Origin of the sequence: Pseudomonas sp. RL_15y_Pfl2_60 (assembly GCF_963970595.1) — a bacterium.
Taxonomy (GTDB): Bacteria; Pseudomonadota; Gammaproteobacteria; order Pseudomonadales; family Pseudomonadaceae; genus Aquipseudomonas.
Genome location: NZ_CAXAOE010000001.1, coordinates 893,678 through 913,806, shown reverse-complemented (window position 1 = coordinate 913,806; position 20,129 = coordinate 893,678). Strand labels below are relative to the sequence as shown.

The 20,129-nt window shown below is 55.1% G+C and carries 20 protein-coding genes; 12 read left to right on the top strand and 8 right to left on the bottom strand.

Annotated elements, in window-relative coordinates:
• The first annotated feature begins 79 nt into the window (after positions 1–79).
• From AACY26_RS04315 to AACY26_RS04300, 4 genes are all read left to right on the top strand, one after another.
• The gene (locus AACY26_RS04315) at positions 80–763 is read left to right on the top strand and encodes a response regulator transcription factor (protein ID WP_339511300.1); all 684 of its coding nucleotides are present in this window, start codon (positions 80–82) and stop codon (positions 761–763) included.
• The gene (locus AACY26_RS04310; RefSeq protein WP_339511299.1) at positions 753–2,057 is read left to right on the top strand and encodes a sensor histidine kinase; all 1,305 of its coding nucleotides are present in this window, start codon (positions 753–755) and stop codon (positions 2,055–2,057) included. The genes AACY26_RS04315 and AACY26_RS04310 overlap by 11 nt, the downstream gene beginning before the upstream one ends.
• A 103-nt stretch (positions 2,058–2,160) precedes the next feature.
• Positions 2,161–2,850, top strand: a complete 690-nt coding sequence (locus AACY26_RS04305; protein ID WP_339511298.1) for a class I SAM-dependent methyltransferase — start codon at positions 2,161–2,163, stop codon at positions 2,848–2,850.
• Positions 2,851–2,948: 98 nt separating this feature from the next.
• Positions 2,949–3,842 carry a pseudouridine synthase gene (locus AACY26_RS04300; RefSeq protein ID WP_339511296.1) on the top strand — a complete coding sequence of 298 codons (894 nt, stop codon included), beginning with the start codon at positions 2,949–2,951 and terminating at the stop codon, positions 3,840–3,842.
• A gap of 135 nt (positions 3,843–3,977) precedes the next feature.
• Here AACY26_RS04300 and AACY26_RS04295 read toward each other — a convergent pair whose 3' ends face one another.
• From AACY26_RS04295 to AACY26_RS04280, 4 genes are read right to left on the bottom strand one after another with little or no spacing between them, the layout of a single operon-like run.
• Positions 3,978–4,556: a cob(I)yrinic acid a,c-diamide adenosyltransferase gene (locus AACY26_RS04295; RefSeq protein WP_339511294.1), complete on the bottom strand. Its 579-nt coding sequence runs from the start codon at positions 4,554–4,556 to the stop codon at positions 3,978–3,980.
• A gap of 2 nt (positions 4,557–4,558) precedes the next feature.
• Positions 4,559–6,577 carry an ATP-binding protein gene (locus AACY26_RS04290; RefSeq protein WP_339511292.1) on the bottom strand — a complete coding sequence of 673 codons (2,019 nt, stop codon included), beginning with the start codon at positions 6,575–6,577 and terminating at the stop codon, positions 4,559–4,561.
• Positions 6,578–6,624: 47 nt separating this feature from the next.
• Complete coding sequence (locus AACY26_RS04285; RefSeq protein ID WP_339511290.1) at positions 6,625–7,542, bottom strand: putative 2-dehydropantoate 2-reductase; 918 nt, start codon at positions 7,540–7,542, stop codon at positions 6,625–6,627.
• A complete protein-coding gene (locus tag AACY26_RS04280) occupies positions 7,539–8,504 on the bottom strand; it encodes a response regulator (protein WP_339511288.1) in 966 nt (321 codons plus the stop codon). The genes AACY26_RS04285 and AACY26_RS04280 overlap by 4 nt, the downstream gene beginning before the upstream one ends.
• Positions 8,505–8,648: 144 nt before the next feature.
• Here AACY26_RS04280 and AACY26_RS04275 point away from each other — a divergent pair, with 144 nt between their 5' ends.
• Both AACY26_RS04275 and AACY26_RS04270 read left to right on the top strand, forming a co-directional pair.
• On the top strand, positions 8,649–9,128 hold the full coding sequence (locus AACY26_RS04275; RefSeq protein WP_339511286.1) for a YajQ family cyclic di-GMP-binding protein: 480 nt from the start codon (positions 8,649–8,651) through the stop codon (positions 9,126–9,128).
• Positions 9,129–9,265: 137 nt separating this feature from the next.
• On the top strand, positions 9,266–10,099 hold the full coding sequence (locus tag AACY26_RS04270) for a mechanosensitive ion channel family protein (protein WP_339511284.1): 834 nt from the start codon (positions 9,266–9,268) through the stop codon (positions 10,097–10,099).
• A 61-nt stretch (positions 10,100–10,160) separates the two neighbouring features.
• On the opposite strand, the gene AACY26_RS04265 is transcribed toward AACY26_RS04270, so the two are convergent.
• The 3 genes from AACY26_RS04265 to AACY26_RS04255 all read right to left on the bottom strand — a co-directional run bounded on the left by AACY26_RS04265 (position 10,161) and on the right by AACY26_RS04255 (position 13,103).
• Positions 10,161–10,862, bottom strand: a complete 702-nt coding sequence (locus tag AACY26_RS04265; protein ID WP_339511282.1) for a lipopolysaccharide kinase InaA family protein — start codon at positions 10,860–10,862, stop codon at positions 10,161–10,163.
• 235 nt (positions 10,863–11,097) lie between these two features.
• On the bottom strand, positions 11,098–12,666 hold the full coding sequence (locus AACY26_RS04260) for an AmpG family muropeptide MFS transporter (RefSeq protein WP_339511280.1): 1,569 nt from the start codon (positions 12,664–12,666) through the stop codon (positions 11,098–11,100).
• A 44-nt stretch (positions 12,667–12,710) separates the two neighbouring features.
• Positions 12,711–13,103 carry an MGMT family protein gene (locus AACY26_RS04255; RefSeq protein WP_339511278.1) on the bottom strand — a complete coding sequence of 131 codons (393 nt, stop codon included), beginning with the start codon at positions 13,101–13,103 and terminating at the stop codon, positions 12,711–12,713.
• Here AACY26_RS04255 and AACY26_RS04250 point away from each other — a divergent pair.
• Both AACY26_RS04250 and AACY26_RS04245 read left to right on the top strand, forming a co-directional pair.
• Positions 13,102–14,100 carry a DUF481 domain-containing protein gene (locus tag AACY26_RS04250; protein ID WP_339511276.1) on the top strand — a complete coding sequence of 333 codons (999 nt, stop codon included), beginning with the start codon at positions 13,102–13,104 and terminating at the stop codon, positions 14,098–14,100. The two genes, AACY26_RS04255 and AACY26_RS04250, sit on opposite strands and share 2 nt — an antisense overlap.
• Positions 14,101–14,228: 128 nt before the next feature.
• Complete coding sequence (locus tag AACY26_RS04245) at positions 14,229–15,251, top strand: DUF481 domain-containing protein (RefSeq protein WP_339511275.1); 1,023 nt, start codon at positions 14,229–14,231, stop codon at positions 15,249–15,251.
• A 68-nt stretch (positions 15,252–15,319) separates the two neighbouring features.
• On the opposite strand, the gene AACY26_RS04240 is transcribed toward AACY26_RS04245, so the two are convergent.
• Positions 15,320–16,078: an SDR family oxidoreductase gene (locus AACY26_RS04240; protein WP_339511273.1), complete on the bottom strand. Its 759-nt coding sequence runs from the start codon at positions 16,076–16,078 to the stop codon at positions 15,320–15,322.
• A 239-nt stretch (positions 16,079–16,317) separates the two neighbouring features.
• On the opposite strand from AACY26_RS04240, the gene AACY26_RS04235 reads away from it, so the two are divergent.
• From AACY26_RS04235 to groL, 4 genes are all read left to right on the top strand, one after another.
• A complete protein-coding gene (locus tag AACY26_RS04235; protein ID WP_339511271.1) occupies positions 16,318–17,043 on the top strand; it encodes a HugZ family pyridoxamine 5'-phosphate oxidase in 726 nt (241 codons plus the stop codon).
• A gap of 69 nt (positions 17,044–17,112) precedes the next feature.
• On the top strand, positions 17,113–17,568 hold the full coding sequence (locus AACY26_RS04230) for an FxsA family protein (RefSeq protein ID WP_339511269.1): 456 nt from the start codon (positions 17,113–17,115) through the stop codon (positions 17,566–17,568).
• A gap of 312 nt (positions 17,569–17,880) precedes the next feature.
• Complete coding sequence (locus AACY26_RS04225; protein WP_010486228.1) at positions 17,881–18,174, top strand: co-chaperone GroES; 294 nt, start codon at positions 17,881–17,883, stop codon at positions 18,172–18,174.
• Positions 18,175–18,221: 47 nt separating this feature from the next.
• On the top strand, positions 18,222–19,868 hold the full coding sequence (gene groL / locus AACY26_RS04220) for a chaperonin GroEL (RefSeq protein WP_339511267.1): 1,647 nt from the start codon (positions 18,222–18,224) through the stop codon (positions 19,866–19,868).
• The last annotated feature ends 261 nt before the right edge of the window (positions 19,869–20,129 follow it).

Below are 20,129 nucleotides of genomic sequence, written 5' to 3'. Positions count from 1 at the left end.
ACATCGACCCTGGCAATAGGATTGCGGTTTAATACCGGGACAGAGCATTTCCCCAGCATTGCCCGGAGGCACAAGCAAGATGCGTATTCTGGTGGTTGAAGACAATCGGGATATCCTGGCCAATGTCATGGATTACCTGGCATTGAAAGGTTATACGGTTGATTGTGCGCAGGACGGTATCAGTGGTTTGCACCTGGCCGTCACCGAGCATTACGACCTGATCGTGCTGGATATCATGCTGCCAGGCATGGATGGCTACCAGTTATGCAAGCGCCTGCGTGAGGATGCCCGCAGTGAAACGCCGGTCATCATGCTCACTGCACGTGATGCGCTTGATGACCGCCTGCAAGGCTTGGGCGTAGGGGCTGATGACTACCTGTTAAAGCCATTTGCGCTCTCTGAACTGGTTGCGCGGATTGAAGCTGTACTGCGTCGCAGTCACGGTAGCCGTCAACGCAAGATGCAGGTTGGCGACCTGGTTTATGACCTCGATACGCTGTTTATTACGCGTGCCGACCAGCCGTTGAAGCTCAATCCATTGGGGCTGAAGCTGCTGGCAGTGTTGATGCAAAAAAGCCCGGCCGTGGTTCGGCGAGAAGTGCTGGAAGAAACCTTGTGGGGTGACAACTGCCCAGACAGCGATAGCTTGCGTAGCCATATCCATCAATTGCGCCAAGTGCTGGACAAGCCATTCGATAACCCCTTGCTACACACCATTCATGGTGTCGGATACCGCCTGGCGGAGTCTGCTGATGGTGTCTAAGCAGCCACTCCTGCGACGCATTGTCATTGCATTTGTGCTGATGACGTTTTGTGTCAGTGGTCTGTTTTCGTTAAGCATCGTGGCGGTGGTGCATTTCATCGAGGCGAACCTGGTTTCACAGGAGTTGGATGAGGAGCTGCTGGGGGTTTTACAGCATGATCTCGCCAATGGCCTGCCCCCCAGGCTCGACTCGCGAACGCGCTTTTATGCCTCGGACATGCCGCGTTATGCAGCACCTGCAGAGTATGCAAATGCTCCAGAAGGGTTTTCCGAGTCGGTAGATGAGACAGATGCCGTTTACGTTTTCAAGCGCAGCATTAATGGCCAGAGTTACCTTCTGGTGCAAGAGCAGCATGAGTTTGAAGAACGTGAGACGGCGCTTTATCGCGCTGTTCTGGCCGGTTTCGTTCTCAGTGTGGTTCTAGCCTGGGTACTGGGTTTGTGGTTGGCGCGCAGAATAGTCGCGCCGGTGGTGCGCTTGGCGGGCCAGGTACGCCACCGGGATCAATTGCACCACCTTGCGCCGAATATCGCGCCGGATTACGCCGATGATGAAGTGGGTCACCTAGCTCAGGCTTTTGACAGCACGCTCGGGCAGCTGCGTAAGACACTGGAGCGCGAGCAGCTTTTTACCAGCGATGTAAGCCATGAATTGCGCACTCCCTTGATGGTGATCAACTCATCATGCGAGCTTCTTGAGGTGGCGCCTAATCTTGAACCACGCCAGCGCGTGACGCTCCAGCGGATCAAGCGGGCAACGGATGAAATGAGCGAACTGGTGCAAACATTTTTGCTCTTGGCACGCGCCAGCAACAATCGCTCCATCGAAGGTGGAGCCACGACTTTAGGGGCCTTGGCGCAGGAGCAGGGGGCTCGTTGGGGGGGCTTGATCAAGGCAAAGGGCTTGGACTTTGAAATGGTTGGTCAGGGCGCCGATGAGACCAGCTACAACCTGACCTTCCTGCGTACCGTCATGTCCAACTTGTTGCGTAACGCCTTGCACTACACAGAGGCGGGAGGCGTGCGCCTGGTGTTAATGGTTGACGGTTTTTGTGTCGAGGACAGCGGCGTGGGCATTCCGGCCGGGCAGCATGAGAAAATGTTCCAGCCTTTTGTGCGTGGCCAGCAAGCCCGTGGTGAGGGCTTAGGACTCGGCCTGTCTTTGGTCAAGCGCATCTGTGCTCACGAAGGCTGGTCTGTGAACGTGAGAAGCCTGGCATCAGGTGGCAGTGAGTTCAAAGTGACTTTAAAACCGATTGGGAAATATCCTGCATCAGTTCCACGCCGCGTATGACGGGCGCTCAAACGGATTTCACGTTTTTTTCACATTGTCTTGACGCGAGGCTGATGACTGGCTGGTTAGCTTGATTTCAGTTTATCAACTGAGATCAGACAAAATGTCTAAACCCCCTCCAATAGAGCTCGAGTTCTCCGGCAAGTACGATCGCGAGCACGCCAACATGTACCTGAACAAGCACAAGACAGGCTTGTCTCGACGCATGTCTCATTGGCGAGAAGTACAAATTGCCCGGGCCGCATTGAAAATGGCGGGTGACCCAAATCTGGTGCTTGACTTGCCATCCGGGGCAGGGCGTTTCTGGCCGATGCTCTGTGAGCAGCCTAACCGCATGATTCTGGCTGCCGATAATTCGCAAGACATGCTCGATGCCGGCATGAGCGGGCAGGCGCCCGAGGTTACTGCCCGGGTCAAGCCGTTTCAAACATCGGCTTTTGCTATCGATCTGGGTGAAAACGCTGTCGACTGCATCTTCTCGATGCGGCTGATGCACCACATCGGCAAGGCCGATCACCGTCAGGCCATGCTCAAGGAGTTCAAGCGCGTAACCCGCGATACCCTGGTGCTCTCGTTGTGGGTGGACGGTAATTACAAGGCCTGGAAGCGCAAGCGCAGCGAAGCTCGCCGCCCAGCTGCCGAGCGTGATCCTTTGCTGCAAAACCGTTTTGTGATCCCGCGCGAGACAATCGAGGCGGAATTCAAGCAGGCCGGTTTTAAGATCGTTGGCCACAAGGACTTCATCCCGGGCTATGCCCTGTGGCGCATATACGTCCTGCGTAAGCTCGATTAACAACCCAGAACACTTAGGCAACCTTAACAGTTGCGGTGCTCGGCGCGACTACGGCCTAATAAGCCGTTGCTTCTTGTAGTTCGTCGCCGAGAGTCTAAATGCCTGTTCAAGCCCGTTCTCCATCCAATATGCGTCCCAGCACCGTCCATTTGCCGCAAGGCCAGTGGTCAACGGTGCTGGATTGCTTGTGCGCGCACTTTCCAGGGATTGCCCGGGATGTCTGGATTGATCGTTTTCAGCGTGGGCGCGTACTGGATGCCGATGGTGCGGCGCTGGGGTTGCAGCATCCCTATAAAGCCGGGTTGCGCGTGCATTACTTTCGGGAAGTACCGGTTGAACTGCCGATTCCCTTTGAAGAAGTCGTATTGCACATCGATGAGCATTTGATGGTGGTCGATAAGCCGCATTTCCTGCCGGTCATGCCATCCGGTGGTTATGTAGAGCAGACCCTGCAGGCGCGCCTGACCAAACGCTTTGCCAATCCCGATATCGTGCCGCTACACCGTATCGACCGGCATACGGCGGGGCTTGTGCTGTTTTCGACCAATGTGCAAACCCGTGGTCTATATCAAGCCTTGTTTCGTGAACGAAAAATGTTCAAGCGCTACGAAGCGCTCGCCAAGGCATTGCCTGATCTGAGCTTTCCCTTGCTGCGCAAAACTCGCTTTGCGCCCGGCGAGCCATTCTTTCGCATGCAGGAAGTTGAGGGCGCGCCGAACACCGAGACGCGTATCGAAGTCGCCCAGAAACTGGGGGAACATTGGTTGTATGCCTTGTATCCGGTGACAGGTAAAAAGCATCAATTGCGCGTGCATCTCGCTTCCTTGGGCGCGCCAATCTGCAATGATCCCTTCTACCCGGATGTGATCGATACCCCGGATGATCCCGATGACTACAGCAAACCACTGAAGCTATTGGCCCAAGGCTTGGGTTTTACTGACCCGGTAACGGGTAAGGAGCGTTGCTTCGAAAGCCAGTTGAGTTTGCTTTAAGCAATGCGTCGGGTGAGGCAATGCAAGCTTGCCCATCATGGTTTAGCCAATACAGCCAATATCTGTTGCCACAACTGGTGGCTGAAAGCATCCAGTACACGACGGAATTCACTTGGACGTTGCTGACGCTATTTACTAAGCCTGTTTGGGCGCCGCTTGCCAGAGCACCTCGCTGACATGTTGGTGCCGCGCAATGATTCTTGCTGCAACAAACAGCAGGTCAGACATGCGGTTGATATAAGTCAGGCCAACCTTGCGTATGGGTTCTTCTGCGTTCAGTTGCTGGCAGCGCCGCTCGGCACTGCGGGCCAGGCTTCGGCAAATATGGGCTTGGGCGACGAGTTTCGAACCGCCCGGCAGGATGAAGTTTTCCAGCGGACCCAGGACCTCATTCCAGCGATCAATCGCCTGCTCCAAGCGCTCAACCTCAACCGTTTGCAAGGCTTGATAGTCGGGCATCGCCAACTCGCCGCCCAGGTCAAACAAACGATGCTGGCAAGGTTCGAGAACCGCAATCACATCGCCAAACCCAGGGTGTTGCTCTGCTAGCTCCTGTAGCTCGGCAATCAGCAGGCCGATATGGCTGTTAAGCGTGTCTATTTCCCCCATGGCTTCAACGCGGGGGTGATCTTTAGCCACTCGCCGCCCATCGGCCAGGCCCGTTTCGCCAGCGTCGCCAGTACGTGTGTAAATCTTCGAGAGTCGAAATCCCATGTTTATAAACCTGTGGTCTGAGCTGGTGCTGTCAGGGGGAGGCGCAGGATAAAGCAGGTGCCTTTATTCTTGTTGGCTTGCACTTCCATCTGGCCTTTGTGGTTGTTGGTGATAATGAAGTAAGACACCGATAAACCCAGGCCTGTACCTTGGCCGACTTCCTTGGTGGTGAAAAAGGGTTCGAATATGCGTTTGCGCACGGATTCAGGCATACCAATCCCGTTGTCTTCAACCTCAATGATTGCCCATGGTGGGTTCAGGCGGGTGCGCAAGCTGATCTTCCCTGGCGTGCGTTGATCATCACGTTGGTGGATCGCCTGTGCTGCGTTTTTCAGCAAGTTGAGCAGAACCTGCTCCAGCTCATTCGCGGTTGCCGGAACCGGGCCGAGCATGGGGTCGAATTCGCGCTCGATAATCAGGCTCTTGAAGTCGAAGCGCTCAGTCAGGTCAAAGTCATTGCTGGCGATTTCAAGCGCCTGGTCGATGAGACCGGGCAGGTTACAAGGGATCAACTGGCGGTTGCTCAGGCGGCTGAAGTTGAGCATGTGGCTGACGATCTTGGCGGCCCGGGTGCCCGCTTGCTGGATCCCACAGAGTAGCTGGGGAATATCCCTGGCCTGCAAGTAGCGGTCGATGGCTTCCAGTGAAATATTTTCTTGAGTGGCTATCTCGCGGTTTCGCTCAAGCTCGGGAGACAAGCGCCGACGAATGTTTTGCACGTTATGCAAGATAGCGCCAAGCGGATTGTTGATCTCATGGGCCATGCCCGCCGCTAAACCACCGACGGAAAGCATCTTTTCGGATTGCACCATGACTTCCTCAAGATTGAGGCGCTGGGTAATGTCGTCAATTCTGATGACGACGCCGCGTCCGCTAACGCCCGTCAACGGGTAGAAGGTCAGGGCAAAATGGTGCGGCTGGCCATCTCGACTCCAAGTGATGCGTTCGATCTTTTCTACCTGATGCCTGTCGATCGTGCGCTTGAGTTGATTGAGATAGAGCTTGAGGTGGGGGAAGGCTAAAAATACGGGCTGGTTCAGTGCTTCATCCAGCGTGGTGCCCGAGAGGGCGCTCGCCTCCTGGTTCCATTGGGTCACATACAACTCGTCATCCAGGGCAATGAGCGCAGAGGGCATTGAGTCGATGATGCTGTTGAGGTAGTTCTGAAAGCCTGTGAGTTTCTTTTCTATCTTGCTGCGAAACTGCACTTCCAACTCAAGTTTGCGGTTCGAATGACGGGTTTCTTCAGCCAGTTGTTGGGCCTGACCGAAGGCTGTTTGTGATTCGTCGCGGGCACGTTTTAGTTGTTGCTCACGGGCCTCGATGCGCATCAGCATGGTGTTGAAGGCATCCGCAAGGCTGCCAATTTCGTCTTTATTGCCGCGTTTGGCGCGCAGTGAGTAATTTTCTTCACGGGTCACTTGCCGAGACAGTTCCTCGAGCTTGCGAATCGGCTTGGTGATCAGGCGCCGAATTTGGCGTGCGACCAGAAACCAGAGCATGGCGCTGATGATCAAGATAACCAGGCTGGCGGTCCAGGTGCCGGTATAGAACGCGCCCGCAAGCTCGCTGGAAGCGACCAGCAGCAGGTGGCCGGGTTGCCCGTTGGACTGAGGCAGTTCAATCAGTTGGTTGCTGCGAAACTCGGTGACGCGCCAGGAGTCGAGCTTGTCCAGGCGCTCGGGCATATCGAGTTTTTCACCGCGCTGTAATTGCGCGAGGCTGCGCCCATCACTACCGTAGATCACCGCGCCACGCAGCGGAGGGTAGTCATCCAGTCGCTTGAGCACGGCCTGGGCCTCTTCGGCAGAGCTCAAGGCTTTTTTGCTCAGCGCAGGGCTGGCGATAATCCGGCCAAGGGTGTGCATGGCTTGCGGCGCCATGCTTTGCTGGGAAATCCAGTAAGCAGCGCTGATAAAGGCCAGGTTGGCAACCAGCAACACAGCGATGACGAGCACCAGCAGCGCTGCGAGCATTTTCCGGCCAACTGGCAGGTTTTCTAGGTGTTGGCGCAAGGACATGGCAGCACAGATCGCGATGACTAAAGTGCTATGAGGGTAGCGTGGTGCTAGTGGCGGGGCAATCCGTGTGCGGCAAGGTAGTTGCCAAGCCTATCGTTCAAGGCTCTCAACTCAGGCAATTGCAGGTGTTTGCGCTCTGCGCCAGCGCAAGCGTAGCCGATCAGGTAGGCAATCTCGGTGCGGCGCTTCTGCGCAACATCCTGATGCATCGATGAATAGTTAGCCGCCGTGGCGTTTATCACGCGCAACACGTCCTCATGCAGGCCTGCTGCTGCCGATGGAGTGGTGTAAGCCTGGAGTAACAGGCTGAGTTCATTGCACAGGCTGGCCACTTCAGCCTGATGCTCCAGCAGCCCGCCGTTGCGGCAGTCATACAACACTGTGAGTGGGTTAATTGCGCAGTTGAGTGCCAGTTTGCGCCACAGTCGGCTGGTAATGTCGTCCGTCCAGTTGTGATTGATCTGGCTGCGCAGTAGATCCTCAAGCCAGCGTGGCGGGCTTGGCTGCAGCGGATCACCAAGCCAGGTATGGCCCTGGCCGGCAAACACTGTGGAAAAATCTGCCTGGCGAAATGCGCCTTCAGTGCTCGAAGCCAAAATACAGCGTGCCTGCGGGATAAGCGTCGCGACCTGATCCTGGCTGCCCAAGCCATTTTGCAGCAGGATAACCTCTGCATCGGCTGTGAGCAGTGGCGCCACCTGGCTGATGGCTACTGATGCATCGTAGGCCTTGCAGGCCAGCAGTAATCTCGACACCGGGCCGCAGGTATCGATGCTGACAGCAGGTATCGGGTAGCGCTGAACCTGTTCGTTTTCGGTCAGCGTCAATCCGCCCGCTTGCTGGTATTGCGCAAGGCGTTGCCGGCTGCGCAAAATCAACTCGACATCGCAACCGCTGCGAAACAGTCGCGCGGCCCACAGGCTGCCTAGCGAGCCTGCGCCGAGCACATGCCAGCGACTGCTCACACCGCCTCGGGCAGTCGCATCGCTGCGACGCGGCCGCTGGCATAGGCTTCAGGCAGAAGTTGCTTGGCGCTGCTGATCAGCTCGGCAGGGCTGACCGGCAAGTTGCGGTTATCCAAGCCGACCAAGCAAACCCCAGCCTTGAGGCTGATAAAGCCCTCACTGGTTTTGAAGGCCTTGAGGTTGAGGCCCTCATGCAGGCGTTTGAAGCTACTCGGCGAGCACTCTTGCAGGTTGGACAACAAGGTAATCAAGCCAAAGTGATTGTCATCCAGGCGGGTCAGCACATCCAGCGGGCGCACCAGTTGTTGCAGACGCCTGCCAACGCTGTGTAACAGCTCGTTATAGAGGGGCTCCCCGTATTGGCTACGCAGTTCGTTGGCCTCTTGCAGGCCAATCAACAGGTAACCCAGGGCTCCGCCGCGTGACTCGACATTGCGTAGGCCTGTTTCAAGCTTTCGCTCCAGGTAACGCGAGTTGCCCAGTCCGGTAAGGGAATCGACCAGGTTACGCTGCTCAAGGCTGGCGATATTGTCGGTCAGCAGGCGATTCTCGATCAGTAGGCGCTGCAGTGTGTTGCAGAGTCGGTCGGCCGCGAACACACGTGGCACCAGTTGCTCATTCATCACTGATTTGTTGATAAAGTCGTCCACGCCGCTGTCAAAGGCTTCGCTCAGGACATTTTCACCTTCCTTGCCCGTAAGCAAGATCACGTAGGTGTAATGATCCGAGGTTTCATCCAGTTGGCGAATTTGGGAGGTGAGTATCAAACCATCTGTTTCGGGCATCAGCCAGTCAGCCAGGACCACGCTCGCGGGGCGTGCCTCAAGCTGCTTGAGTGCCTCGCTGGCGCTGTTGGCGAAGCGGATGTCGACGTATCCGGCCTGACTCAGCGTGCGACCGATAATTGCACTGGAGAACTTGGCATCGTCCACCACCATGATACTGAGGTGTGGGTTGGGCATTTGAAACTCACAAAAGGTGGCGTGAACGGGGACACCGCTGGGCACTCGATGCCGCTGAGGATATATAATGGCTAAGATTTTTTCTCGTCAAGCAATCTGCGGTCCATTCGTGATGTGGGTCGCGCCAAATACAGGAGGAAACCCATGCCTTCGTTCGACGTGGTGTCCGAGCTGGATAAACACGAAGTGACCAATGCCATCGACAATGCCATGAAAGAGCTGGAGCGTCGTTATGACCTTCGCGGTAAAGGCAGTTTCGAAGCCAAGGATTTAACCGTTACCTTGACCGCTGATGCAGATTTCCAGCTGGAGCAAATGGCTGAAATTCTCAAGCTCAGCCTGGTCAAGCGCAAGATTGATGTGCAATGCCTTGAGTTCAAGGATGCCTACGCCTCAGGTAAATCCATGAAGCAGGAAGTTATCCTGCGTGAAGGTATTGATAAGGAGCTGGCGAAAAAAATTGTCGCTCACATCAAGGATGCCAAGCTTAAGGTGCAGGCTGCCATTCAAGGCGAACAGGTGCGCGTAACCGGCAAGAAGCGCGATGACTTGCAAGAGGCAATCGCTGTATTGCGTGCCAAAGAGTTAGGAATGCCGCTGCAATTCAACAATTTCCGCGATTAAGCCCAAGGGGATTGAACCTTGCTGGCGCTTTGCCGTCGCAAAAAGGTGTAATTGCAATTCAATCGCCATGGCTTGCCGTGGCGATTTCGTTTTACGCATTGGGTTTGGTGCGTGATTGTTTATAAAGGGAGTGCTCCATGGATATAACTGTCGATCAAATTCTCACGATGTCCGAGGCATGGTTGCCGATTATCGTGAGTTATAGCTTGAAGTTCGGTTTGGCCTTATTGACCCTGTGCATTGGCTGGTGGTTGATCAATTCATTGACCCGCCGCGTTTCGAACATGCTCAGTGCGCGCAAGTTTGACCCGGCGCTCAATGGCTTTATTGGCAGCCTGGCCAATATCATCCTGAAAATATTGCTGGTGATCAGCGTTGCTTCGATGATTGGTGTTGAAACCACTTCATTCATCGCCGTGATTGGTGCTGCTGGCCTGGCTATTGGCTTGGCCCTGCAAGGCAGCCTGGCTAACTTTGCGGGTGGCGTGCTGATCATGATGTTCCGCCCGTTTCGCGTCGGTGACTGGATCGAAGGTCAAGGCGTGGGCGGTACAGTCGACACCATTCAGATCTTCCACACCACACTGAAAACGGCCGATAACAAGGTCATTATCGTGCCGAATGGCAGTCTGTCGAACGGCAATATCACCAATTACTCGCGAGAGCCCAAGCGGCGTGCTGATATCGCTGTGGGTATCGATTATTCCAGCGACATCAAAACAGCCCGTGAAGTGTTGCTCAAAATCGCCCAGGACCCGCGGGTGCATACTTCGCCAGAGCCTGTGGTGTATGTGACGGGGTTGGGTGAAAGCTCGGTAAATCTGGTGCTGCGTGTTTGGGTCGCGACGGGGGATTATTGGCCGGTGACGTTTGATTTCACCGAAAGAACCAAGGTGGAGTTGACTGAGGCGGGTATTGGCATTCCGTTCCCACAGCGTGTCATGCACATGGTCCAGGCGCCCAAGGCCTAAGGCTTCAAGTGTGACGGATAGAGCCCCGCCAGGCCGCCTGGCGGGGGGCTTTAAGGCTTGATCAGTCGGGCAGTTCGCTCAACGTGCGACCAAATTCCTGTTCGTAAGCATCTTTAAGGATTTTCCAGTCGGCTGCGCTCCAGTTGGAATGGCGGCGCAACTGCTTCATGTCGTGCAATGCGGCTTGTTTGCTGGTCAGGCGTTGACGGCACTTTTCCAGATCCAATAGCGCTGCGTGGGCCTTGGCCGAAGCGCCTTCTCCCTCGACATAAACAAACACGTGCTTGGCGTAGATGCAGCCATGTTGCCAGCGCGCGCGGTTCAGGCGAGCGATGTTGACGCCGACAGTCTGCAGCAACTGGCTGTGCAGGGCCTCGCTATATTGCTCGCGACCGCCACCAGCGTACCAGTCTTCAATGGTTTGATAGCCTTCTAGTGCCGCCGTAACCAACAGGCCGCGCTCACCGCTGGTAGCGCAGTAAACAATCTTGGGTACATTGACCCCAGCCTGGCTTGCGCCAGTAAGCGCATCACGCTCACGTAGAACTGTCAGGCGGCCAAATGGATGCCGCCAGCTGCGATGTATATGCCCGGTCTGGCGCTTGGAGTAGAGCAGGTTGCCATTGTCGTCATAAATGCGCTGGACACCGCTTTCGCCGCCGCGCCTGACATTGGGTTCTTCAACCCATTCACCTTGTTTTGCCCACCAGGCTTCAAACATATTGTCTTCGGCACTGGAGGCTGAATGTTGCACTGATTGCATATGTGCTCCGTAGCAAAAACCAGTCACCTTCTGCCGTGCAGCAACATCAGGTTGGCTGCGGCTTCGTTAAGCATGGTGCTGGTTTCATTATTATTTGGGCTTGATAACCCTGGTAAAAGTCTAAGCAAGCCGCCAACGATACCACCACTTTTGGGTGATATCGCCGTAGTTAACCCTTTATTTGTTACTTAAAGTGCATCTGCTTATTCGGCAGCCACACTTCGGGGGGAGGGGGTCAGGCTTGCTTGGTCGAACCGGGCGCTTGGGGCGTTTGAGCAGGCGAATGGGGATCGCCGTGAGGTTGTGAGCCCTCGCGGCGCCATTGGATGAGGATCAGGAATAGCGTTGGTACGCCCAGTAGAGCGGTGATCAGGAAGAAGTGCGGGTAACCAAATTTTTCGACCATAACCCCGGAGTAACCGCCAATCAGTCGCGGCAAGAGCAGCATGATCGAACTGAGCAGGGCGTATTGAGTCGCTGAGAACTTGAGGTTGGTCAGGCTGGATAAATAGGCAACGAACGCCGCAGTGGCGAGGCCGGCACTGAAGTTATCCGCTGATATGGTAATGATCAGCATATTCAGGTTTGCGCCCATGCCTGCAAGCATGAGGAACAGTATGTTGGTCGCTGCCGATGCGGCTCCGCCGATAAACAGGATAGGCAGGATCCCGAAGCGTACGATCAATAGTCCGCCAAAGCCTGCGCCCATCAGGGTCATGACCAGGCCGAACAATTTGCTGACGCTGGCGATCTGGTCTTTGGTGAAGCCCTGATCGATGTAGAACACGTTAGCCATCACGCCCATCACGGTATCGGACATGCGGTAGGTGGCAATCAGGCCGAGCAACACGAAGGCTTGCCAACGGTAGCGCATGGCGAAGTCGTTAATAGGGGTCAGCACCGGTGCCAGGCTGCGCCGCCCCATGTTCGACAGGCACAGGGTGGTGAGAATGGTGTAGAGCAAGGCGCGCAGAAATGCCCGGTCGGTCAGCAGCAAGTCGAGCATGCTCATCTGGCCCGATATAACGCTGGCGAAGTCGGTGTTATAGAGTTGGGTAAACATCGCCGGTACTGAAACCAGCAGGACAATCAGCACCAGTACCGAGGCAATCTGATGGCTAAAACCGTAGCGTGCGGCAGCCATTTGCGTGCGGATCGGCACATCGGGTTCACGCATCCACAGGCTGGTAATCAGCGCAGGCACCATCAGCAGGGCAAATACCAAGTAGGTGCTCGACCAGGCACTGAATTGGTAAAGCTGCGTGGTTGAGCCGAAACCTTCTGCAAAGTACAGGGCGCCGGCCGTGGCCAGCAGTGCGGCGATGCGGTAGCCGGCCATGTAGCTGGCCGCCAGCGCAGCTTGGCGGCTGTCGTCAACGATCTCCAGGCGGTAGGCATCGACTGCAATGTCTTGGGTGGCGGAGGCGAATGCGACCAATACCGCAAGTGCAATCAACCAGGTCAGGCGGGTTTGCGGGTCGCACATGGCCATGCCAGCCATGCCGATCACAATCAATAACTGTGAGAGCACCAACCACGAGCGGCGTCGCCCGAGTCTCCCCAGCAACGGCAGACTCCACTGGTCGAGCAAGGGTGACCAGACCCATTTGAAGGCGTATGCAAGGCCGATCAGGCTAGCAAAGCCGATGGTTTCACGCGCAACACCAGCTTCACGCAGCCATACTGAAAGCGTGGAAAATACCAGCATGTAAGGCATGCCGGCAGCGAATCCAAGTAGCAGCAGTACCAGGGTCGAGGGGCTAGAGTAGGCGGCGAGGGCTTCGCGCCAGCTTTTTTGAGGCATTGGGCAGGTTTCAGCCTAGAGAAATACTTAACAAAGGGCGCACTCTAACCGCTGTGCTCCATTGGACGCCAGCCGTGCCGTCGGATATCCACCTTTTCCCCTCGAATTGTTATGCCTTCTGAGCGCAATCTGGCGCGTTGCTCTGCACCGCTATGGCTACCTGCACTCAAGCTCAGCCTGCCTCCGGCTGCCACCACGCGGTGCCAGGGTAAAGTGCTGCCGTCCGGCAGTTTGCTCAAGGTGCTGCCAACCCAGCGCGCAGCGCGGCCTAAACCGGCGAGCTCGGCCAGTTGGCCGTAGCTGACAACACATCCCTCAGGAATCTGTGCCAACACGGTATACAGCGCAGTTCGACGCTCTTGTTGGCTTGCTTTGGATGATAGCAAGGCGGCATCCTTGGCTGATTTAACCTGTCCAATGTCTGGGTGATCAATCATGTGGCTGCGTACCTGTTTGCTCTTAATCTCATTGGGGGTTGCTGCGCCGCTTATGGCTGATACGGTCTGGCTGAATAATGGTGACCGCCTCAGCGGCGAAATTATCCTGCTTGAGGGCGGGAAATTGTCGTTAAAGACCAAGTATGCAGGCCAAGTATTAATCAACTGGTCTGATATCGAAACTCTGAGTTCCGAGCAGCCGCTGTTAATTCGCCGCCATGGCTTGGACAGCAAGCACAGCGAGCGCCTAGCCGCCGCTGGCAAAGGAATGGTGCGTATCACTGATGGCACCACTGAAACCGTGCCTCTGGCCAGTGTGACGCGTTTGGTTCCGCCTCGTGAGTTCCTCCAAGACTTTACCTGGGAGGGCAATCTGGACGCCAAGCTTGACCTGCAGCGCAAAGACGATAATTCCGATGAGTTCAGGCTCAAGGGCAATACCCGGATCGAGCAAGGCCGCTGGCGGCAGGTCATGAGTGGTGAGTTTCAGCGCGAGACTAAAAATGATCGAGTGACCGATGACAACTGGGACCTTGAATACGATATTGACCGATTTCTGACCGAACATTGGTTTTGGCGTTTCGGTGGTGAACAGCAAGTCGATCACATTGAATTCGTCGAAAAGCAGCAAATCATCGGCACCGGTCCCGGCTACCGATTCTGGGATGATTCGTTGGGGCGGTTTGATTTGATTGGGCAGGTCAATCGGATCAGGTTTGATTATCCGGGTGGCGATTTGAGTTTTCGCACTTATTCGCTGGTTTGGGATTACAAGCGTTTGTTGTGGGGCACTCGTCTGGAGTTCTACACCAACGCAGAAATCCATTTTCCTGAAATCAGTGAAATTGACTATGTCTCAGAAAGCGAAGTGGGCCTGCGCTACCGGCTCAATGACTGGGCCCGGTTGTCGATTTTGTATGAGCTTGACCGAATCGAAGCGCAAGTTGGAGATAACAGCGATGAGAGCTTTCTGATTGGTGTGGGCGTGGGTTGGTAGGCAATACCTGAGTCGTTTGATCGGAAAATCCTGAACTTGACTGTAAAAGCCCGGTCAGTGCTTGTTCAGGCGTCGTGGATGTAGATAATGCGCGACTTTTCTAGAATCCGAGCAGTCATAGTCCAACTATGTTTTCACAACGAATTTTCCGTACCTTATTGAGCCTCAGCTTGTCATTGGTCGCATCCCCACTTTTGGCCGATACCGTCTGGCTAAAAAATGGCGATCGCCTAACCGGGACAATCAAATTCTTCGACGGCAACAAATTACTCCTGCAAACCGATTATGGTGGAGCGATTCCGTTGGCCTGGAGCAAGGTCAAGACGCTGGAAAGCGATCGCGAATTGTTGGTCAAAGAAGATGACTCGACTGGCGAACGCGCAAAATCATTGCGTGCTGGCGAGGAGGGGCAAGTCGTGCTGGTCAATGGTGAGGCGCCTCGCACCATTGAGTTGGCGAGCATTAGCCAGATAATGAAACCCAAGCCGGTTGTCGAAGACTTGACGTGGCGCGGTAATATCGACGCAGCTTTTGATTTCAAGCGCTCTGAAACCGATACCGATGATTACGACCTCGATCTGAAGACCCAGGCCCGCCACGGCCGTTGGCGGCACAATGCAACAGCTGGCTATAACCGGGAGCTGTCGGATCATGTAGTGACAACCGACAACTGGGATGCCGAGTATGCACTTGACCGCTTCCTCGATGAGCACTGGTTCTGGCAGGGGCGCCTTGAGTACAAGCGCGACAAGGTCGAAGACCTGGAGCGTCAGCGCACTGTCGGTACCGGTCCCGGTTACCAGTTCTGGGATGATGAGCTGGGTGCTTTCTCTATCGCCGGGCTGATCAACCGGACTGATTACGAGTATGCCAACGGCGACGAGACAAACTTCTACGCAATTAGCGGCAAGTGGGATTACAACCGCTATTTGCTGGGTAAGGCTGTTGAGTTCTTCACTACGGGTGAGGTCGGTAAACCGCTTGATAACGTCGCGGAATATACCTTCGATGCCGAAGTTGGCTTGCGCTACAAGGTGACCGACTGGGCCTCGCTCAATATGAAGGCCGAGAAGGATTTGGTCAGTGGCGGCGACTCCGACAACGAACTGGATGAAACCCGCTACAGCCTGGGGTTTGGTGTTGGTTGGTAATTATCGCCTGATGTAAGCAGAAAAGCCCCGCATGCGGGGCTTTTCTATAATCGCTGCGGCAAGGGCGATTACAGGCGCAGGCCGCCATCAAGCTCGAGAATCCGACCTGTGTAGTAATCGTTTTCGAGAATGTAGGCCACCGAGTGGGCGATTTCATCTGGCTTGCCCAGACGGCGCAGCGGAATGCCCGAAGTCATTTTCTCCAGTGCTTCTGGCTTCATGCTGGCAACCATCTCTGTTTCGATAAAGCCAGGGGCAACGCCCGCAACGCGGATACCGTAACGCGCCAGTTCTTTGGCCCAGACTACGGTGTCAGCAGCCACACCAGCCTTGGCTGCTGAGTAGTTGGCCTGGCCCATGTTGCCTGCGCGTGAAATTGACGAAATGTTGATGATCGCGCCTTGATTCTTCAGCTCAATCATCTTGGCTGCGACTTCACGGGTGCAGAGGAACACGCCCGTCAGGTTGACGTCGATAACGGCTTGCCACTGCGCCAGGCTCATTTTGCTCATCTCGCCGTCTTTGACTTTGACGGTCAGGCCGTCGCGCAAGATTCCGGCGTTGTTAACCAAGCCGTTGATGGCGCCGAAGTCTTCAGCCACTTGGCTGACCATATGCGTGACCTGCTCTTCATTGGCAACGTTGCACAGGTAGGCGCGGGCCTCTGCGCCTAATGCCTTGCATGCAGCCACGGCCTCGTCGAGGCGCTCTTGATTGAGGTCGACCAGTGCCAGTTTGGCACCCTTGCTTGCCAAATATTCACCCATGGCGCGGCCCAGGCCTTGGCAGCCGCCGGTGATAATGATGACTTTGTCTTGCAGTTGCATGAAAGTTTCCTATCCAAAATGTATGTATGCCCCCTGCGGCAGCCATTCAGTGCTCAGCGATTCACTGCTTCATTCAAAAGAGAGGCGAAACCTGCTGAACAAAAATATCAGCAGCGCGTAAACTGCTCATTTTCAGCGGGTGCTTCTATTGGTTTTAAGCATTCAGTCTCGCGCGAGCGGGTTGTCAGCAGTCATTCAAATTTCTTTTTTGTGACGATTATTCTGCAGGGAGTCATTAAATGAGCGTTAGCGCGGCTAAGCATGCCCGAGAATTGCTGCTCAAGGAATACCGTGGCGTACTTTCGACGCACTCCAAGAGCATGCCAGGCTTTCCTTTCGGCTCAGTGGTGCCTTATTGCCTGGATGCGCAGGGCTGCCCGCTGATTCTTATCAGTCGCATTGCCCAGCACACTCATAATCTGCAGCGTGACCCGAAATGCTCGATCCTCGTCGGCGAACGTGCGGCTGAAGATGTTCAGGCTGCCGGGCGCTTGACCATTTTGGCCGAGGCGCACCGACTGGAAGATCCCCAATCGATCGAGGCTGCAGCCGAACGCTATTACCGGTATTTCCCAGAGTCAGCGGACTATCATAGGGCCCATGATTTTGACTTCTGGCGCCTTGACCCCGTGAGAAGTCGTTACATCGGTGGCTTTGGCGCTATTCACTGGATTGACCAGGTTACGCTGGCTAACGAGTTTGCTGGCGAAGCCGAGATGAGCATGGTTGAGCATATGAATGCCGATCACAGCAAGGCTATCGCCCACTATGTCGAACTCGCGGGTTTGCCAGCCAGCCCACCGGCCCAGTTGGTGGGTATTGATAGCGAAGGTTTTCACCTGCGTATCGCTAAAAGTATCTATTGGTTGGCCTTTCCAACAATTTGTAACACTCCTGGAGCGGTGCGCCAGGCCTTGGTGGCACTGGCTCACGCCGATGAATGGCCGGGAAATAATCCTGCTTAAGCTTGAATTAAGTGCGCGAACCCATACTTCATCCTCACAGGAAGCTGTTCTTCCGTTAAGGAAATTCTGATGCGTGCTTTTTTGTTTTTATTTCTTTTGTTCCCGCTCATCGAGCTGGCCGTATTGATCAAGGTAGGTGGCGCAATTGGTGCGATACCGACCATTTTGCTGGTAGTCGGCTCTGCCGTACTGGGTAGCATTCTTCTGCGTGTAGCCGGGATCGCCACGGCATTCCGCGCCCGTGAACGACTGGCTCGTGGTGAATTGCCGGAGCAGGAAGTCCTTGAAGGTTTAATGATTGCCGTCGGTGGTGGTTTGCTGCTGCTGCCTGGTTTTATCAGCGACATTTTCGGCCTGCTTTGCTTGATTCCGTTCACTCGCCGTATTTTCGTTGGAAAAATACGCGCCCGGACAGCTGAGCAAGCTGCGCGCCAGCGTGCATTTGCTGATGACCTGGCTGCGGCGCGGCGCCCAGGGGATTCGCGCCCCAATGTGCTTGAAGGCGAATACGAACGTCGCGATTAACTCAGTGCTTTGACCCTAAAACCAGCCCGCGCCCAGCGCGGGTTTTTATTGGGCGCGATCCAGCTGTCTATCAAGCAGGCCACAGGCGCCTGCTGAGGCCTGTAAGTGCCGGGTTTATTGTAAAAAAAATTACTGATCGCCCTTGAAATCCTCTTTTGCGCCCACATGTACCAGACACCGCAAGGTTTTCTGTCATTTAGACAGAACAGACTTCAGCGTTGCGCATCGCGCAACGCTACCGGCAACGCCGGACTTTGCTAACCGTCGGTGAAGACACCGGCTGATAAAACAATCTATTGGGAGAGATCGACAATGAAGCTTCGTCCTCTGCATGACCGCGTAGTGATTCGCCGCAGCGAAGAAGAAACCAAGACCGCTGGCGGTATCGTGCTGCCAGGTTCCGCTGCAGAAAAGCCTAATCAAGGCGAGATCGTTGCCGTCGGCACTGGTCGCGTACTGGACAACGGCGAAGTTCGTGCACTGGCCGTCAAGGTTGGTGACAAGGTTGTGTTCGGCCCTTACTCCGGTAGCAACACCGTCAAAGTTGATGGCGAAGACCTGTTGGTAATGGGTGAAAGCGAAATCCTGGCTGTTGTTGAAGCCTGATTTCCACGAATCTCCGTTTAACCGTCAAGAATTGAGGAACCATTTCCATGGCTGCTAAAGAAGTTAAGTTCGGCGACTCCGCTCGTAAAAAAATGCTCGCCGGTGTAAACGTCCTGGCTGACGCTGTAAAAGCAACACTGGGCCCTAAAGGCCGTAACGTGGTTCTGGAAAAGAGCTTCGGTGCTCCAACCATCACCAAAGACGGCGTTTCTGTTGCTAAAGAAATCGAGCTGAAAGATCGCTTTGAGAACATGGGCGCTCAGCTGGTTAAAGACGTTGCCTCCAAGGCGAATGACGCAGCAGGCGACGGTACAACTACCGCTACTGTTCTGGCTCAGGCTATCGTCAACGAAGGCCTCAAGGCTGTCGCTGCTGGCATGAACCCAATGGACCTGAAGCGCGGCATCGACAAGGCGACCATCGCTATTGTCAAAGAGCTGAAGAACCTGTCCAAGCCTTGCGCTGACACCAAAGCCATTGCCCAGGTTGGTACTATTTCGGCCAACTCCGACAACTCCATCGGCGACATCATTGCCGAAGCCATGGAAAAAGTCGGTAAAGAAGGCGTGATCACCGTTGAAGAAGGCTCGGGCCTGGAAAACGAACTGTCTGTTGTAGAAGGCATGCAGTTTGACCGCGGCTACCTGTCGCCATACTTCATCAACAAGCCAGACACCATGGTTGCTGAGCTTGAAACCCCGCTGATCCTGCTGGTCGACAAGAAAATCTCCAACATCCGCGAAATGCTGCCGGTGCTGGAAGCTGTTGCCAAAGCCGGTCGTCCGCTGCTGATCGTTGCTGAAGACGTTGAAGGCGAAGCCCTGGCGACTCTGGTTGTGAACAACATGCGCGGTATCGTGAAGGTTGCTGCTGTTAAGGCGCCAGGCTTCGGTGACCGTCGTAAAGCCATGCTGCAGGACATCGCGATCCTGACTGGCGGTACCGTGATCTCTGAAGAAGTGGGCCTGAGCCTTGAAGGCACTACCCTTGAGCACCTGGGTAACGCCAAGCGCGTAATCCTGAGCAAAGAAAACACCACCATCATCGACGGTGCTGGTCAGCAGGTTGATATCGAAGCCCGCGTTGCTCAGATCCGCAAGCAGGTTGAAGACACTTCTTCGGACTACGACAAAGAGAAGCTGCAAGAGCGTCTGGCCAAATTGGCTGGCGGTGTTGCGGTAATCAAGGTCGGCGCTGGTACCGAAGTTGAAATGAAAGAGAAGAAAGCCCGCGTTGAAGACGCCCTGCACGCTACCCGTGCTGCGGTTGAAGAAGGCGTGGTTCCTGGCGGTGGTGTGGCACTGGTTCGCGCTCTGCAGGCTATCGTTGACCTCAAAGGCGACAACGATGACCAGAACGTTGGTATCGCTCTGCTGCGTCGTGCGGTTGAAGCGCCACTGCGTCAGATCGTTGCTAACGCTGGTGACGAGCCAAGCGTTGTAGTCGACAAGGTCAAGCAAGGCGAAGGTAACTACGGTTACAACGCTGCGACTGGCGTGTACGGCGACATGATCGAAATGGGTATCCTCGATCCAGCTAAAGTGACTCGCTCGGCGCTGCAAGCGGCTTCCTCTATCGGCAGCCTGATGATCACTACCGAAGCGATGATCGCTGAAGTAGCTGACGACAAAGCCCCTGCAATGCCTGACATGGGCGGCATGGGTGGTATGGGTGGCATGGGCGGCATGATGTAATCCAGCCCCGCACCAAAAACCCCGCGCTTGTCGCGGGGTTTTTTTTGCCTGCAATTCCTTAACCATTGATCGATAAATTGAGGAAGTGAAGTTTCAGGCCCCGAAATTGACAGGTTTTTCACGAGCCATCGGTGAATATCAATCAGATGGAACCAATCACAGGCTGTGAGGCTCGAACCCTGGCTTGAGTGAGCCTGTAGATGCTGCAATCTTGTGTCGACCGCTTGTCGCATAAGCTGACAAGATTTCGCCAGGTGTTCT

Coding starts and splice junctions, on each gene's coding strand:
- AACY26_RS04315 (WP_339511300.1), top strand. CDS start 80: ATGCGTATTCTGGTGGTTGAAGACAATCGGGATATCCTGGCCAATGTC.
- AACY26_RS04310 (WP_339511299.1), top strand. CDS start 753: ATGGTGTCTAAGCAGCCACTCCTGCGACGCATTGTCATTGCATTTGTG.
- AACY26_RS04305 (WP_339511298.1), top strand. CDS start 2,161: ATGTCTAAACCCCCTCCAATAGAGCTCGAGTTCTCCGGCAAGTACGAT.
- AACY26_RS04300 (WP_339511296.1), top strand. CDS start 2,949: ATGCCTGTTCAAGCCCGTTCTCCATCCAATATGCGTCCCAGCACCGTC.
- AACY26_RS04295 (WP_339511294.1), bottom strand. CDS start 4,556: ATGGGATTTCGACTCTCGAAGATTTACACACGTACTGGCGACGCTGGC.
- AACY26_RS04290 (WP_339511292.1), bottom strand. CDS start 6,577: ATGTCCTTGCGCCAACACCTAGAAAACCTGCCAGTTGGCCGGAAAATG.
- AACY26_RS04280 (WP_339511288.1), bottom strand. CDS start 8,504: ATGCCCAACCCACACCTCAGTATCATGGTGGTGGACGATGCCAAGTTC.
- AACY26_RS04275 (WP_339511286.1), top strand. CDS start 8,649: ATGCCTTCGTTCGACGTGGTGTCCGAGCTGGATAAACACGAAGTGACC.
- AACY26_RS04270 (WP_339511284.1), top strand. CDS start 9,266: ATGGATATAACTGTCGATCAAATTCTCACGATGTCCGAGGCATGGTTG.
- AACY26_RS04265 (WP_339511282.1), bottom strand. CDS start 10,862: ATGCAATCAGTGCAACATTCAGCCTCCAGTGCCGAAGACAATATGTTT.
- AACY26_RS04260 (WP_339511280.1), bottom strand. CDS start 12,666: ATGCCTCAAAAAAGCTGGCGCGAAGCCCTCGCCGCCTACTCTAGCCCC.
- AACY26_RS04250 (WP_339511276.1), top strand. CDS start 13,102: ATGTGGCTGCGTACCTGTTTGCTCTTAATCTCATTGGGGGTTGCTGCG.
- AACY26_RS04255 (WP_339511278.1), bottom strand. CDS start 13,103: ATGATTGATCACCCAGACATTGGACAGGTTAAATCAGCCAAGGATGCC.
- AACY26_RS04245 (WP_339511275.1), top strand. CDS start 14,229: ATGTTTTCACAACGAATTTTCCGTACCTTATTGAGCCTCAGCTTGTCA.
- AACY26_RS04240 (WP_339511273.1), bottom strand. CDS start 16,078: ATGCAACTGCAAGACAAAGTCATCATTATCACCGGCGGCTGCCAAGGC.
- AACY26_RS04235 (WP_339511271.1), top strand. CDS start 16,318: ATGAGCGTTAGCGCGGCTAAGCATGCCCGAGAATTGCTGCTCAAGGAA.
- AACY26_RS04230 (WP_339511269.1), top strand. CDS start 17,113: ATGCGTGCTTTTTTGTTTTTATTTCTTTTGTTCCCGCTCATCGAGCTG.
- AACY26_RS04225 (WP_010486228.1), top strand. CDS start 17,881: ATGAAGCTTCGTCCTCTGCATGACCGCGTAGTGATTCGCCGCAGCGAA.
- groL (WP_339511267.1), top strand. CDS start 18,222: ATGGCTGCTAAAGAAGTTAAGTTCGGCGACTCCGCTCGTAAAAAAATG.